The organism is Pseudoalteromonas sp. HF66 (assembly GCF_011806445.1).
In the GTDB taxonomy this organism is placed as follows: domain Bacteria; phylum Pseudomonadota; class Gammaproteobacteria; order Enterobacterales; family Alteromonadaceae; genus Pseudoalteromonas; species Pseudoalteromonas apostichopi.
Genome location: NZ_JAATOU010000008.1, coordinates 180,020 through 195,385, shown reverse-complemented (window position 1 = coordinate 195,385; position 15,366 = coordinate 180,020). Strand labels below are relative to the sequence as shown.

Annotated in this window: 13 protein-coding genes; 8 read left to right on the top strand and 5 right to left on the bottom strand. The window is 41.6% G+C overall.

What is annotated here, in order from left to right:
* Positions 1-519: 519 nt before the first annotated feature.
* The 8 genes from tig to HCZ11_RS10450 all read left to right on the top strand — a co-directional run bounded on the left by tig (position 520) and on the right by HCZ11_RS10450 (position 10,021).
* On the top strand, positions 520-1,824 hold the full coding sequence (tig, locus tag HCZ11_RS10485; RefSeq protein ID WP_054553149.1) for a trigger factor: 1,305 nt from the start codon (positions 520-522) through the stop codon (positions 1,822-1,824).
* 273 nt (positions 1,825-2,097) lie between these two features.
* Positions 2,098-2,715 carry an ATP-dependent Clp endopeptidase proteolytic subunit ClpP gene (gene clpP / locus HCZ11_RS10480; RefSeq protein WP_130050992.1) on the top strand — a complete coding sequence of 206 codons (618 nt, stop codon included), beginning with the start codon at positions 2,098-2,100 and terminating at the stop codon, positions 2,713-2,715.
* Positions 2,716-2,850: 135 nt separating this feature from the next.
* On the top strand, positions 2,851-4,134 hold the full coding sequence (clpX, locus tag HCZ11_RS10475) for an ATP-dependent protease ATP-binding subunit ClpX (RefSeq protein WP_054562074.1): 1,284 nt from the start codon (positions 2,851-2,853) through the stop codon (positions 4,132-4,134).
* 143 nt (positions 4,135-4,277) lie between these two features.
* Positions 4,278-6,638 (top strand): endopeptidase La, encoded by a 2,361-nt coding sequence (lon, locus tag HCZ11_RS10470; RefSeq protein WP_130050993.1) that lies wholly within the window; start codon positions 4,278-4,280, stop codon positions 6,636-6,638.
* 198 nt (positions 6,639-6,836) lie between these two features.
* Positions 6,837-7,127 carry an HU family DNA-binding protein gene (locus HCZ11_RS10465; protein WP_175580427.1) on the top strand — a complete coding sequence of 97 codons (291 nt, stop codon included), beginning with the start codon at positions 6,837-6,839 and terminating at the stop codon, positions 7,125-7,127.
* A gap of 158 nt (positions 7,128-7,285) precedes the next feature.
* On the top strand, positions 7,286-9,187 hold the full coding sequence (ppiD, locus tag HCZ11_RS10460) for a peptidylprolyl isomerase (protein WP_130050994.1): 1,902 nt from the start codon (positions 7,286-7,288) through the stop codon (positions 9,185-9,187).
* A 97-nt stretch (positions 9,188-9,284) separates the two neighbouring features.
* Positions 9,285-9,683 carry a GNAT family N-acetyltransferase gene (locus HCZ11_RS10455; RefSeq protein WP_167658385.1) on the top strand — a complete coding sequence of 133 codons (399 nt, stop codon included), beginning with the start codon at positions 9,285-9,287 and terminating at the stop codon, positions 9,681-9,683.
* Positions 9,680-10,021 (top strand): cupin domain-containing protein, encoded by a 342-nt coding sequence (locus HCZ11_RS10450; protein ID WP_167658384.1) that lies wholly within the window; start codon positions 9,680-9,682, stop codon positions 10,019-10,021. The genes HCZ11_RS10455 and HCZ11_RS10450 overlap by 4 nt, the downstream gene beginning before the upstream one ends.
* Positions 10,022-10,113: 92 nt before the next feature.
* Here the strand turns inward: HCZ11_RS10450 and HCZ11_RS10445 are convergent, their stop codons facing one another.
* The 5 genes from HCZ11_RS10445 to HCZ11_RS10425 are packed head-to-tail and all read right to left on the bottom strand — an operon-like array spanning position 10,114 to position 15,360.
* Positions 10,114-10,875, bottom strand: a complete 762-nt coding sequence (locus tag HCZ11_RS10445; protein WP_130050997.1) for an ATP-binding cassette domain-containing protein — start codon at positions 10,873-10,875, stop codon at positions 10,114-10,116.
* Positions 10,875-11,867 (bottom strand): oligopeptide/dipeptide ABC transporter ATP-binding protein, encoded by a 993-nt coding sequence (locus HCZ11_RS10440; protein ID WP_130050998.1) that lies wholly within the window; start codon positions 11,865-11,867, stop codon positions 10,875-10,877. Before HCZ11_RS10440 ends, HCZ11_RS10445 begins: the two co-directional genes overlap by 1 nt.
* 1 nt (position 11,868) lies before the next feature.
* On the bottom strand, positions 11,869-12,762 hold the full coding sequence (locus HCZ11_RS10435) for an ABC transporter permease subunit (RefSeq protein WP_130050999.1): 894 nt from the start codon (positions 12,760-12,762) through the stop codon (positions 11,869-11,871).
* Positions 12,749-13,783, bottom strand: a complete 1,035-nt coding sequence (locus HCZ11_RS10430; protein WP_130051000.1) for an ABC transporter permease subunit — start codon at positions 13,781-13,783, stop codon at positions 12,749-12,751. Before HCZ11_RS10430 ends, HCZ11_RS10435 begins: the two co-directional genes overlap by 14 nt.
* Positions 13,783-15,360, bottom strand: a complete 1,578-nt coding sequence (locus HCZ11_RS10425; protein WP_233786808.1) for an ABC transporter substrate-binding protein — start codon at positions 15,358-15,360, stop codon at positions 13,783-13,785. Before HCZ11_RS10425 ends, HCZ11_RS10430 begins: the two co-directional genes overlap by 1 nt.
* Positions 15,361-15,366 lie beyond the last annotated feature (6 nt).

The following is a 15,366-nucleotide window of genomic DNA, read 5'->3' as shown; positions in this document are numbered from 1 at the left end:
GATTAGCGCAGTTTGGTAGCGCACTTGGTTTGGGTCCAAGGGGTCGCAGGTTCAAATCCTGCATCGCCGACCACTTTTAAAGAGTTTAAGGTCATAGAACGATTGGTTTGGGTACCTCCAATTCAGTCGCAGGTTCAAATACTGCATTACCGACCTCTTTTAAAATTTAAGCTTCACTCCCTCTAGCCGAAGCTACTTAATTCTTTTCAATACCTTTTAAATCAGCTTAATTCTCTTTTGTTATTTTTTGCGTTCGTTTTTTACGCACTTAAACGCTGTTTGCTGCTATATACGCCAAATAATTGCCCCCCAGACTCGACTATCATAAATATTAGGTTATAATGCCGCGTCTATTGTTTAACATAGTGCCCATAGAGGCAAAGCAGCAATGGTATCTCATGGTTACAATGCGCCGTTTTAAGTTGAAATATTCAGCGTTAAAACTTGCTATCACTCATGGAGATCACCTTGTTTGTAAGGAAGGCGAAAAGTCGCCAAAATTGAAGATTGAGGTAAATCATGCAAGTTTCTGTTGAGACGACTCAAGGCCTTGAGCGCCGTCTGACCATCACCGTTCCTGCAGAGAACGTTGAGACTGAAGTAAAAAAACGCTTACAACAACTGTCTAAAACCCAGCGTATCGATGGTTTCCGTCCTGGTAAAGTACCAGCGTCTATCATCAACAAGCGTTACGGTGCTGCAGTACGTCAAGAAGTTGCTGGCGAATTAATGCAACGCAACTACATCGAAGCTATCGTTTCTGAAAAAATTAACCCAGCTGGTTCACCTACTTTCGCTCCTAAAGCGTTAGAAGCTGGTAAAGATTTAGAATTCGATGCAACTTTCGAAGTTTACCCAGAAGTTGAAATTCAAGGTTTAGATAAAATCGCTGTTGAAAAACCAGCTGTATCTGTAACTGACGAAGACCTAGCTAACATGCTAGAAACTTTACGTAAGCAACACGCTTCTTGGGCTGAAGTTGACGCAGCTGCAGGCGAGAACGATCGTGTAACTATCGACTTCGTTGGTTCTATCGAAGGCGAAGAGTTCGAAGGCGGTAAAGCTGAAGACTTCCCACTAGAACTTGGTCAAGGTCGTATGATCCCAGGTTTCGAAGACAACATCGTTGGCAAAAAAGCGGGCGAAGAAGTTGTTGCTGAAGTAACTTTCCCTGAAGAGTACCATGCTGAAAACCTTAAAGGTAAAGCTGCTACTTTCGCAATCACTGTTAAGAAAGTTGAAACTCAAGAGCTTCCTGAGCTTAATGACGAGTTCGCAACTAAATTCGGTGTAGCTGAAGGCGGTGTTGACGCTCTTAAAGAAGAAGTTAAAAAGAACATGACACGTGAGCTTGACCAAGCGGTTAAAGCTAACGTTAAAGACCAAGCTATCAAAGGTCTTTTAGCTAACAACGAAATCGAAGTGCCAAAAGCGCTAGTAGATCAAGAAATTGATGCACTACGTCAGCAAGCAGCACAACGTTTCGGTGGCGACGCTAAAAACATGCCTGAGCTTCCGGCTGAATTATTCCACGAGCAAGCTGTAACTCGCGTTAAAACTGGCCTATTACTAGGTGAAGTAATTAAAGCGAACGAGCTTAAAGTTGACGACGCTAAAGTTGAAGAGTTAATTGCAACTGTAGCTTCTGCATACGAAGATCCAACTGAAGTAGTAGAGTACTACAAAGCAAACGATCAGCTTATGCAGCAAATGCGCAACGTAGCTATGGAAGAGCAAGCAGTTGAAGCAATCCTAGCTAAAGCAAACGTGACTGACGTTGAAAAAGCATTCGACGACATCATGAATCCACAGCAAGGTGCTTAATAAGTCATTGACTTAAGCTCTCGCTAGCGATTAAATGGCTCGTGTTACCCTGTATTTATACAGCGTACTCGGGCCATTTTAGTTTGTGGTATCAGTTTCAAAAAAACCAACAATACTGATGTTATTTCAGAACTTTTTTCGGCTAGGATTGAAATTATTCTGATAAGTTCCTATATAGTTATAAAGATTGAATAGGCAGCTTAATTAACATTATTATAAATGTGCTTTCCTTATAGTAAGGATGAGTCGCAGCGGATAAGGAATTAAATAAGAATGAATAGCGGTATGACAGACCCTCTAAACGCACTAGTCCCTATGGTTGTTGAACAAACAGCTAAAGGCGAGCGCTCATATGATATTTACTCACGTCTTTTAAAAGAACGCATTATTTTCTTAACTGGCCAAGTTGAAGATAACATGGCAAATTTGATTCTTGCGCAAATGCTGTTTTTAGAATCAGAAAACCCAGAAAAAGATATTTATCTTTATATTAATTCGCCAGGCGGTTCTGTGACTGCGGGTATGGCGATTTACGATACTATGAATTTTATTAAACCTGATGTAAGCACTATTTGTGTTGGCCAAGCGGCAAGCATGGGTGCATTTTTACTGTCAGGGGGTGCTAAAGGTAAGCGTTTCTGTTTACCTAACTCACGCGTGATGATCCACCAACCATTAGGTGGCTTCCAAGGTCAGGCATCTGATTTTGAGATCCATGCACGTGAAATCTTATCAATCAAAGATAAATTAAACCGATTAATGGCTGAACATACTGGCCAGCCACTAGAAGTTGTTTCTCGTGATACTGACCGTGATAATTTTATGACTGCTAGTGAAGCAGTTGAATACGGCCTAGTTGATTCAGTATTTTCAAGCCGCGAATCGAAGTAATCTGAATAGCTAATAATAACGTATTGTTAGCTATCACCCTTTACTATGCGAAAACTGATATTCTTTGATATAGTTAAACATAGTGAATTAGCAGTAGCCTTATGCTACTGCCAACGTAATAAATGAGGTAGCTGAATGTCTGACACTCCTACAGACGGCGACAAAAGTAATAAATTGTTATATTGCTCTTTTTGCGGCAAAAGCCAGCACGAAGTTCGCAAATTAATTGCTGGCCCTTCAGTATACATTTGTGATGAATGTGTTGAGCTGTGTAACGATATTATCAGGGAAGAAATCAAAGACATTGCGCCGAAGCATAATGCGTCTGATAAACTGCCTGTGCCGAAAGAGATTCGTGATCACCTAGATGATTACGTGATTGGCCAAGACCACGCGAAAAAAGTGCTGTCGGTGGCGGTATACAATCATTATAAACGTTTGCGCAATCAAACAATCAATGCGGACATTGAGCTTGGTAAGAGTAATATCCTATTAATCGGTCCTACAGGTAGTGGTAAAACATTACTTGCTGAAACTATGGCACGCTTACTTGACGTTCCATTTACTATGGCTGATGCAACTACATTAACTGAAGCTGGTTATGTAGGTGAAGACGTTGAAAACATTATTCAAAAGCTACTGCAAAAATGTGATTACGATGTAGAAAAAGCACAGCGCGGTATTGTTTACATTGATGAAATTGACAAGATTTCTCGAAAGTCTGATAACCCATCAATTACTCGTGATGTATCAGGTGAAGGTGTGCAACAAGCCTTACTTAAGCTAATTGAAGGTACTGTTGCGTCTGTGCCACCGCAAGGCGGTCGTAAACATCCACAGCAAGAATTTTTACAAGTAGATACATCTAAGATTCTGTTTATTTGTGGTGGTGCATTTGCTGGCCTAGATAAAGTGATTGAACAACGTAGCCATAAGAATACTGGTATTGGTTTTGGCGCTGAAGTTAAGCAATCATCAGGTAGCCGCAGCCTAAGCGAAACATTTAAAGATGTTGAACCAGAAGATCTAGTGAAATACGGTTTAATTCCAGAGTTCATTGGTCGTCTTCCGGTTGTTGCGACATTAACTGAGCTAGACGAAGCTGCACTTATTCAAATTCTTAGCGAACCAAAAAATGCATTAACTAAACAATTCTCTGCATTGTTTGCTATGGAAGATGTTGAGCTTGAGTTTCGTGAAGATGCACTAAGTGCTATTGCTCATAAAGCAATGGAACGTAAAACGGGTGCTCGTGGCTTACGTTCAATTGTTGAAGGTGTATTGCTAGATACTATGTATGAGCTACCTTCAATGGATGATGTTAGCAAAGTGGTTATTGATGAAACCGTTATTAAAGGTGAATCAGACCCAATTTTGATTTACCAAAGCGGTAACCAAGACAAAGCTGCATCAGAATAAAGCTGTAATAGTTTAAAAGTTGAGCAGTTAAACACGAAAAAGGAGCCAAAGGCTCCTTTTTTTACAAATATGTTGAACTTTCCCTTACATATCCCCATATACTTGAGTAATCTTTAAAATAAATGAAGTGCGAAGAGAATATAATGACGCTTGAGAGAACAGATCGAGTCGAAATCCCCGTGTTGGCACTGCGCGATGTAGTGGTTTACCCACACATGGTGATCCCGCTATTTGTTGGTCGTGAAAAATCAATAAAATGCCTAGAAGCGGCGATGGACAAGGACAAACAAATTTTCCTAGTGGCGCAAAAAGACGCCTCTGTTGATGATCCGCAGCAAGATGATATCTACCGTGTTGGCACCATTGCCACTGTACTTCAGTTATTAAAGTTACCTGATGGCACCGTTAAAGTGCTTGTTGAAGGCACACAACGTGCGAGCGTTGAAAAGTTTTTAGATAACGATGATTTCTTTGTTGCTGAAGCACAGTTCATTGAATCAAGCCATATCGACGAGCAAGAGCAAGATATCTTTATTCGCAGCGCAATTAGCCAATTTGAAGGCTATGTAAAGCTTAATAAGAAGATCCCACCTGAAGTACTTACTTCTGTGTCAGGTATCGATGAAGCCGCACGTCTTGCTGATACCATGGCAGCACACATGCCACTTAAGGTACCTGAAAAGCAAAAAGTACTTGAGATTGCCGATGTTACTGAGCGTCTTGAGTACTTAATGGCGCTGATGGAAGGCGAGATTGACTTACTGCAAGTTGAGAAGAAAATCCGTACTCGCGTGAAAAAGCAGATGGAAAAATCGCAGCGTGAGTATTACCTCAATGAGCAAATGAAAGCGATTCAAAAAGAGCTTGGCGAACTTGATGATGTACCCGATGAATTCGAAGCAATTAAAAAACGCATCGAAGAGTCAGGTATGCCTAAAGAAGCGCAAGAAAAAGCGAACGCTGAGTTAACTAAATTAAAAATGATGTCGCCGATGTCGGCTGAAGCAACCGTTGTGCGTTCTTACATTGATACGCTTATCAATGTACCTTGGAAAAAACGCTCTAAGGTGAAAAAAGACTTAGCTGGCGCACAAAAGATTTTAGATAGTGACCATTACGGCTTAGATAAAGTTAAAGAACGTATTATTGAGTATCTAGCGGTGCAGCAACGCACTAATAAGCTAAAAGGCCCAATTTTATGTTTAGTAGGTCCTCCTGGTGTCGGTAAAACCTCACTTGGTCAATCAATCGCACGTTCTACGGGTCGTAAATATGTGCGTATGGCATTAGGTGGCGTTCGTGATGAAGCGGAAATCCGTGGTCACCGCCGTACTTACATTGGTTCTATGCCTGGTAAATTAATCCAGAATATGACTAAAGTCGGTGTGAAGAATCCATTATTCTTATTAGATGAAATCGATAAGATGTCATCAGATATGCGTGGCGACCCAGCATCAGCATTACTTGAAGTACTTGACCCAGAGCAAAACAGCCATTTTGCCGATCACTACTTAGAAGTTGATTACGATCTATCTGATGTGATGTTCGTGGCAACTTCAAATAGCTTTAATATTCCGGGTCCATTATTAGACCGTATGGAAGTTATTCGTTTATCTGGTTATACCGAAGACGAGAAGCTAAACATTGCAAAACAGCACTTAATTCCAAAACAAGTTAAGCGCAATGGCTTAAAAGAGCATGAAGTTGAGATTGCCGACAGTGCAATCATTGGCATTATCCGCTACTACACACGTGAAGCGGGCGTTCGTAACTTAGAACGTGAAGTGTCAAAACTATGCCGTAAAGCAGTTAAAAACATCCTGCTTGATAAAGACACTAAAAAAGTACTTATCAACGATAGCAACCTTGAAGAGTTCTTGGGTGTACAGCGTTTTGACTATGGTAAAGCAGAAGACGGCGACCGTATTGGTCAAGTAACGGGCCTTGCGTGGACTGAAGTAGGTGGTGATTTACTTACTATCGAATCAGCTGCGGTTCCAGGTAAAGGCAAGCTAACTTACACCGGTTCGCTTGGTGATGTAATGCAAGAGTCAATTCAGGCAGCGATGACGGTAGTTCGTAATCGTGCTGAAAAGCTACGCATTAATAGCGATTTTTATGAAAAACGTGACATTCATGTTCACGTGCCAGAAGGTGCAACACCAAAAGATGGCCCAAGTGCTGGTATTGCCATGGTAACCGGTTTGGTATCTAGCCTAACTGGTAACCCGGTTCGCTCAGATGTGGCTATGACTGGTGAAATCACTTTACGTGGTGAAGTGTTACCAATTGGTGGCTTAAAAGAAAAACTTCTGGCAGCACATCGCGGTGGTATTAAAACCGTTATTATTCCAAAAATTAACGAACGTGACTTAAAAGAGATCCCTGATAACGTATTAGAGGGCCTTGAAATTCACCCAGTTACATGGATTGATGACGTTTTAAATCTGGCGTTGAAGCATCCAGTTGAGAGTTTTTCTGTCGAAACAGAAAAAAACCAGTAAAAAACCGCAAAAAAGTGCATTTAGGGGCTTTTCAAATACAAAGGGTATGATAAGTTAAGCACTAGTTTTCAAGCCTAGGCCTTATGTGGCCTAGGGTTGAGAAAAATATAATAAACTGAGCATAAACTTAATTTGCTCATCAATTTTCAAAACAGTGATGTTATTTTTTAATAAAAACAATCGCTCTTGATAATAACAATGAAAGAGGATGATATTGTGAATAAATCTCAATTAATCGATCAAATCGCAGCTGACGCTGACATTTCTAAAGCGGCTGCAGGTCGTGCACTAGATTCATTCATCGAGGCTGTTTCAGGCGCTCTAAAAGATGGCGATTCTGTAGCGCTAGTTGGCTTTGGTACTTTCTCTGTACGTGAGCGTGCAGCGCGTTCAGGTCGCAACCCGCAAACTGGTGAGACTATCCAGATTGCTGCAGCAAACATTCCTTCTTTCAAAGCAGGTAAAGCGCTGAAAGACGCAGTAAACTAATCATTAAAGATTAGTTGGTGAGAGATACCTAATCGCACTTAAATTGAATTTAGGTAACTTATCACCAGTTACTTCAAGTGAAAAAGCGTATCTGGTAAGATACGCTTTTTTTACATGAGCAGGGTTAATTTGTACCTGATCAGAATAGAGATAGATAAATGCTTGAGAAAATCAGAGAAGGTTCGCAGGGACCTGCAGCCAAAATTATTTTAGGCGCGGTGATTTTATCTTTTGCTTTAGCTGGGATCGGTGGTTATTTAGGACAAACCACAGAGCAACCCGTTGCAGAAGTAAATGGAGTTAAAATTAGCCAAACCGAATTCAGCCGTGCATATCAAAACGAACGTAACCGTTTAGAACAACAATTTGGTGAATACTTCGCACAGATCGCAGCTGATCCAAATTACATGGCACAAATTCGCCAAGGTGTAATCGACCGTTTAGTACAACAAGAATTGCAAACTCAACTAGCGGCAGAATTAGGTCTTCGTGTAAGTGACGAAAGTGTTCGTAAAGCAATTTTAGAAATGCCTTACTTCCAAGTAGGCGGCCAGTTCAGCAACGACCGCTACTTACAAGTCATTCGTCAAATGAATTTCCAACCAGATGCTTTTCGTGAATATTTACGCGAAGACATGACACGTAGCCAATTAGTTGGTGCGGTTGCTGGTACTGATTTCATCTTAGAAAACGAATTAAACAATAGCGTAGCTCTACAACAGCAAACACGTAGCATCGACTATCTTGTTGTGACAAAAGAATCATTACAAGAAGGCATTGCAGTAACAGAGCAAGAAATTGCTGATTACTATGAATTAAATCAACCGCAATTCTTAGCGCCAGAGCAAGTATCTGTAAGCTATATCGATTTAAATGCTGCCACCTTAACACTTGATTCAAGTGTTTCAGAAGAAGACATCAAAGCTTACTACGACCAAAACAGCGCACAATATGTTGAGCCTGAAAAACGTCGTGTATCACATATCTTAATTGATAACAGTGAAGACGATGATGCCGCAAAAGCGAAAGCTGAAGAGCTACTAGCGCAGCTACAAAACGGCGCTGATTTTGCTGAGCTAGCTGAGACATCTTCTGATGACGTAGTTAGTGCTGAAATGGGCGGTGACCTTGATTGGATTGAACGTGACATGATGGACCCTGCGTTTGAAGATGCAACTTATGCACTTGAAAACAAAGGTGATATTTCTGACGTTGTAGAATCTGAGTTTGGTTATCACATTATCAAGCTTACTGATATTCAAACGCAGCAAGTTAAACCATATGCTGACGTTAAAGATGAGCTTCGTGCTGAACTTGAGCGTACTAAGAAAATTAATGCGTTCTATGAAAAGCAAACTCAAATGGGTGAGCTAGCGTTCGAGATTTCAGATACCTTAATTGATGCAGCAGAAGCTGCAGGCGTTGAAGTACAGAAAACAGAACTAGTAACTCGTAATGCGTTACCTGAGCCGCTTAACAACCCACAAGTTGTGGCTGCTATTTTCTCACCTGAGGTGCTAGAAGATCGCATGAACTCAGAAGTAATTGAAGTAGGTGATGAGCATGCTGTTGTTGTTCGTGTAAATGATCACAAAGCAGCGACAACGAAAGCTCTAGCAGATGTATCTGAGCAAATTAAATCGACTTTGGTTGCACAAAAAGCATCTGAGCTTGCTAAAGAAAAAGCGCGCACACTTTACGCTGATATTGAAGCAGGTAAGAGCTTAAACGAGGTTGCACAAGCTGAAGGCTTAACAGTACGCCAAGAAGCTGCACTGGGTCGTCAAGCTTACACTGTGTCACCAGCGATTGTTCAACAAGCTTTCAAAATGGCTCACCCACAAGGTGCACCAGAGGTTGAAGTTGTTGACCTAAACAATGGCGATGCGGCAATTGTTGCGCTAAAAGCAGTTAATCCAGCGGCTGACGTTGAAATTAACGAGCAACAAAAGCAAAACATCACGATGGCTCAAGTGAATAAAAACTACATGGTATTTATTGCAGCACTAAAAGCACAAGCTGAAGTGCAAGTACCACAAGCGACTCAAGCTGCTGAATAGTTAGCAAAATGAGTTAAATAAAAGGCGCCTACTGGCGCCTTTTTTGTTACCTTTGTAGGTAATTCCAACTCGTGAATTGGTATCAAAAGGAGCATTTATGGAGTACAGTCAAATAGAGCAGCTACCAAGCGCTGAAGAATACTGTGATATGCGCCTTAAAGCTGGCTTATCAGCACGTTCATTAGCGGCTGCAAAGGCGGGATTGCCAAACTCTCTTTATTCTATTTGTATTCGTAAAAACGATGAGTTGATTGGCATGGGCCGTGTAATTGGTGATGGTGGCTGTAATTTTGAAGTGGTTGATATTGCAGTCGCACCAGAATATCAAGGCCAAGGGTTAGGACGTGTCATTATGGAACATATTGACCGTTACATTGAATCTGCCGCCTTTGAAGGTAGTTATGTCACTATGGTGGCTGACAAACCAGGCTTTTATGAAAAGCTTGGCTACAAGTTTGTCGCACCACAAAGCCAAGGGATGTATAAAAAGTTTTGAGTATCATAGACAAAAAAAGCGCAGATCATTATACATGGGGTAACAATTGCGACGGTTGGCATTTGGTAAAGTCTAATGCGCTGAGTGTTATTCAAGAGCATGTCCCAGTAGGTGAGGCTGAAGTAAAACACTATCATAAGCATGCCGAACAATTTTTCTTCGTACTTAGTGGCTGTGCCACCATTGAACTTGATGGCCAAATACACAAACTCACTGCGCAACAAGGTTTGCATGTAAGTGCTGGACAAGTTCATCAGCTAAGTAATCAAGGTACTGAACCACTGCATTTTATCGTTACATCTACACCACCAAGTCATGGTGACAGAGAAGAAGTGTAAAAGCTGTAAGGTAAAAGAGTAGAGTTAATAGAGATATCAACATGCTCGCGTAGGAGGCGTTTTTAACGCCGAATCAAACTGACAGCTCACTGTCAGCAATTCAACAATTTCTGCGTTACGCTTGATTGCGGGTTTTGAAAAATCGCTTCGGTTTGGCCGTATTCAACAATCTCACCGTGATCAAGTACTACGAGTTGGTCGCTTATGTGGCGCACCAGACTTAGATGATGAGTAATTAGCACATAGCTAAGCCCGGTATCTTTTTGTAGACGCAGTAATAAGTTTACCGTTTGTGCGCGCACAGATGGGTCTAGAGACGATAATGCTTCATCGAGCACTACCACTTTAGGATCTAAAATTAAAGCTCTTGCAAGCGCTATACGTTGCAATTGGCCACTACTAAACATATGCGGGTAATAGTATTGATGATCTAATAGCAATCCAACTTTTGCGAGGGTTTGCTTTATTTTATCTTCACGCTCTTCTTTGTTTAAGTCAGTGTTGTACTGTAAGCAGTCGTTAAGCATGTCACCAATGGTTAAACCCGGATTCAACGACGCCTCAGAATCTTGGAATATCATACGGATGTGGCGACAGTCATTATCACGTAAGCCATCATTTTCGATGATATTACCATCGAGTAGAATTTGTCCTTTATCGGCGTTATCGGCTCCAGAGAGCAATTTAGCTAAGGTACTTTTGCCTGAGCCTGTTTCCCCGATAATCGCAATGGTTTCGCCTTGACCTAAACAAAACGAAATATCTTTTAAAACAGAGAAGCGCTTACGTGAAAATAAGCCAGCACGTAGGTTGAAACTCTTTGATAACGCTTGAACTTTGAGCAGTGGTTGCATTATTTCATCGCCTTAATCAATGGGAAATGACAGGCATAACTATGGCTATGATGCTTGGTTAACTTAGGTGTAACCACACATTCTTTTTGCGCTTGCGGGCATCGTGGGCCTAATCGGCAACCTATTGGCAAATGCTGTAAGGTTGGAATGGTGCCTTTTAATGCATAAAACGGTTCTTTGTGTGCTAGACCTTGCTCATAGTCAGGCAAACTTTTCAAAAGTGCTTGAGTATATGGATGGTATGGCTGACTAAAGATGCGATTAGTTGGACCTGCTTCAACCATTTGTCCGCAATAAAGTACATGCATGCCATGAGACCAGTCGATGATTTCTTCAAGCTCGTGAGAGATCATTAAAATTGACATATTCTTTAGCTGATTCAAGCTTTTTAATAGCCTAAATACTTGTGCGCGAGTGGTACTTTCAAGTGCAGTTGTTGGCTCATCGGCAATTAATAGCTTAGGAGTACGGGCAATTGCCATCGCAATCATCACTTTTTGACATATACCTTCAGAGAGTTCATGGGGGTAGCTGTCGAGCACTTTTTTATGATCTTTAATACCCACTTTATGAATTAACGCTTTTACTCTATCTTTACGCTGTTTATTACGCTTTAAGAAAAAGCCGCTGATGGCCTCAGCGGGTAGGGTTTCGGCAATTTGATCAAATATTTTTGCAGTAGGGTCTAGGCAGCGGCTTGGGTCTTGGTAGATCATAGCAATGTCTTGACCCACCAGTTTACGGCGCTGCTCGTTAGATAAGCGCATCAAATCAACACCACGCCAGTGCATGCGATCTGCGGTGATATGCCAGCGTTTGTTCAAAACCCCAACAATGGCTTTTGCAATTAAGCTTTTACCAGAGCCAGACTCGCCAACCAAAGCATGCACTTCACCTTCTTTTAAGGTCATGCTGACCCTATCAACCGCACGAATTACGGTTTCTGAGGTGCGCAACTCTATCGTGAGATTGCGAATATCGAGTAATTGCATATTAGTCGGCCTTACGTTCTTTAAGCACTTGGCGTAAACCGTCACCTACTAAATTGGTAGACAGTACTGCTAAAAATAATAATACGCCCGGTAAGCCAACAGTCCAAGGGGCAAGGTAAATTAAACCGAGATTTTCAGCCAAAATAGCGCCCCATTCTGTGGTTGGGGGCTGGGCGCCAAGTTTTAAAAAGCCAAGTGCCGAGATATCCAAAATAGCGGTAGAAAGCGCCATGGTAAAAATAACCACAATATGCTCGTAAATATTTGGAAAGATACCACGGGCGAGAATATGCCAGTTGGATGCGCCATCAAGTTTGAATGCTGTGATGTAATCCTTGTTAAGCTCTTCAACAATTAAGTTACGTACCGAGTGAATAAACTGTGGCAATAAAGCTAAAATAATCGCCCATACTGTATTCATTAAGCCCGGGCCAAGAATCGCGATAATAATAATTGCCAGTAACAGCGATGGAATAGATAACGTAATATCGAGTAAGTGATTTAAAAAGCTTGAGCGAATACCGTGGCTAATACCAGCAAAAGTACCCACTAATACCCCAATCACGGTGGTTATTAAAGCTGCCACGACCGACAAACCAAAAGTATAAGTTGCACCATTCATTAAACGCGATAACACATCACGACCTAAATCGTCGGTGCCTAATAAAAAGCGCACATCACCAGCGTCATGCCAAGATGGCGGTAACAATAAAGCATCGCTGTGTTGTTGATTTACACCATAGGGTGCAAGCAGTGGTGCAGATACTGCCAGTAATACTAAAGCGATAAACAACCATAAGCCAACAAGGGCTGGGTGATTAGTCTTAAACTTTTTCCAAAATCGCGCTAGTGGCGATTTATTCGACTCTTCAGAGAATAAATTAAACTTTGCCATGAGCTTGGTTCCGCGATAGTGGGTCGAATAAGGTGTAAGTGAGCTCAGCAATAATTGTAGCTAAAATGACAAACATAGATACAGCGAGTAAGCCGCCTTGAATAGCTGGGTAGTCGCGTTGATAAATACTATCGATAAGCCAACGACCAATGCCTGGCCACGAGAAAATAACCTCGGTGATCATCGCAAGGGTGATCAAGGTACTAAACTGTAAACCGATTTGTTTAATAACCGGTAGCAGCGCATTACGTAGTGCGTGATGAATAATCAGCTGTGCACGGTTTAAGCCCTTTGCCCGCGCCGTTTTAATATAGCTTTGATCGAGTACTTTCAACATTGAGTCTCGGGTAAAGCGCACTAGAACAGTGGTTGGATACATAGCAAGGACTATAGTTGGCAGGGTTAAATGGTGTAAAGCATCTAAAAACGCCATACCATCATATGGAAAGTTACCTAGCATGATATCAATTAAAATAAAGCCAGTAACAGGCTCAATCTCGTAAAGTAGGCCCATACGACCCGACATAGGAAACCAGCCTAGTTGCAGTGAAAAAACCATAATTAACAAAAGAGCTAGCCAAAAAACCGGCATTGAGTAGCCGATAAGTGTGCCTGAGTTAATAAATTTGTCTGGCCAACGTTTGTAGTAAGCTGAAGCTAAGATACCCCCTGGTACGCCAACAGCAACAGAGACAAACAACGCATAAAGGCTTAATTCGAGCGTTGCAGGAAACAAGTCTTTAATATGCTGAAATACACTCTCGCCAGATGCAAAAGAGACCCCCCAATCACCCTGAATAATGCGCTCTAAAAAGGCAAAATATTGCACTATGTAGTTTTCGGTAAAATGAAATCTTTCTTCAAGTGCACTGGTTTGCGAGAAGGTACTATTGGTAATACCGCTTAAGTTAGTAAGCGCATCACCAGGAAACAAAAAGCTTAATGAGAATGTAAAGATGCTCAGAGTTAACATCATAAACATTAAGAGCGCCAGGCGGCGAAGAATATAATCTAGGATCATTATTCTTTCCTCGCGTTAGCTAATGAAATACCACCGAAAGGGCTCAAACTGATGCCTTTTACATCACTACTTGCTGCCTGAAAGCGCATGCCATGGGCAATAGGTAAGATAGGGAGCTCTTGTACTATAATCCGCTGTGCCTGATTATAATATTCTTTACGTTTTTCAAGATCGGTTGTGTCGAGAGCTTGTGTGAGTAACAAATCAAATTCAGGGTTACACCAATTAGACGGATTTTTACCACTAAAGGTAGCTGTACAGCTTAATAATGGACTCATAAAGTTATCAGGATCCGGCGTATCGGCAGCCCAACCTAACAATACGCTATCGTGGCGATGCTCGCCAACCCGTTGTAAAAAGGTATTCCACTCGTATTCGACGATATTAACGTTCACACCAATTTTGCGTAAATCGCTTTGCATCAGCTCAGCCATTTTTCGGGCATTAGGGTTATAAATACGACTTACGGGCATGGCCCAAATGTTCATATCAAAGCCATTTTTGTAGCCAGCTTCAGCGAGCAATGTTTTGGCAAGGGCTGGGTTAAATTCAGGCATAGCCTTTTGTGCTTCAAAAGCCCAAGAAGCTGGAGGAAGTAAAGACTGAGCCTTAATACCGTTACCGTAATATACCGCTTGCATGATTTTATCGATATCAATGGCGCTTGCGAGTGCTTGGCGTACACGTACATCATCAAAAGGCGGGCGCTCAGTGTTAAAGGCCCAATAACCAATGTTTAAGTTTTGTTCTTTTTGAACTTTAATGTCTTCACGTTGCGATAAAATACTAAGCTGCGCACTGCTTGGGTGCGCAGTAACATCACACTCTTTAGTGAGCATCTTGGCAACCCGGGTTGTCCCGTTTGGCGTAATGTCATACACCAGTTGCTCAAGTACTACAGGGTGTTTCCAGTAGTCAGGGTTACGGTAATAGCGAATTAAACGATCGCGACGATACTCTTTATATACATAAGGGCCAGTACCCACAGGGTATTGGTCAAATAAGTTTTCTTGATTTCGCGCTTTAAGTTGCATGGCGTATTCTTCAGATAACACCACAGCAAAGTCTGTTGCAAGGTTTGCTAAAAAGCTGCTTTCAGCATTATAAAGCTCAAACCGTACTTGGTAATCAGAAACACGAACAATGCGACGAATGAGCTGGTCAATACCAACACTTTGAAAATATGGGTAACTGGCTTCGCCAACAAAGTGATAGGGGTTGTAGACGTCGAATAAGCGGCTAAAGGTAAAAATTACATCATCTGCGTTAAAATCACGACTTGGGGTGAAGTATTTAGTGGTATGAAATTTAACTCCTTTACGTAGGGTAAAGGTGATTGCTTTGCCGTCTGGGCTAATTTTCCAATCGGTTGCTAATTCTGCCTGAAATTCAGCAGACACCGGATCAATACTCAGTAGTCGGTCATAAAGCTGGTTAGCGATAATATCGATAGTTGAACCAGTCGTCGTCACTTGAGGATTAAACGACACAGGGTTTGCTTCAGCGCAATAGACCAAGCCCTGGTTTTTTTGTTCTGTGGTTTTTTCTTCGCTATCTAGGCAGCCTACTAAGCACACCAAAGA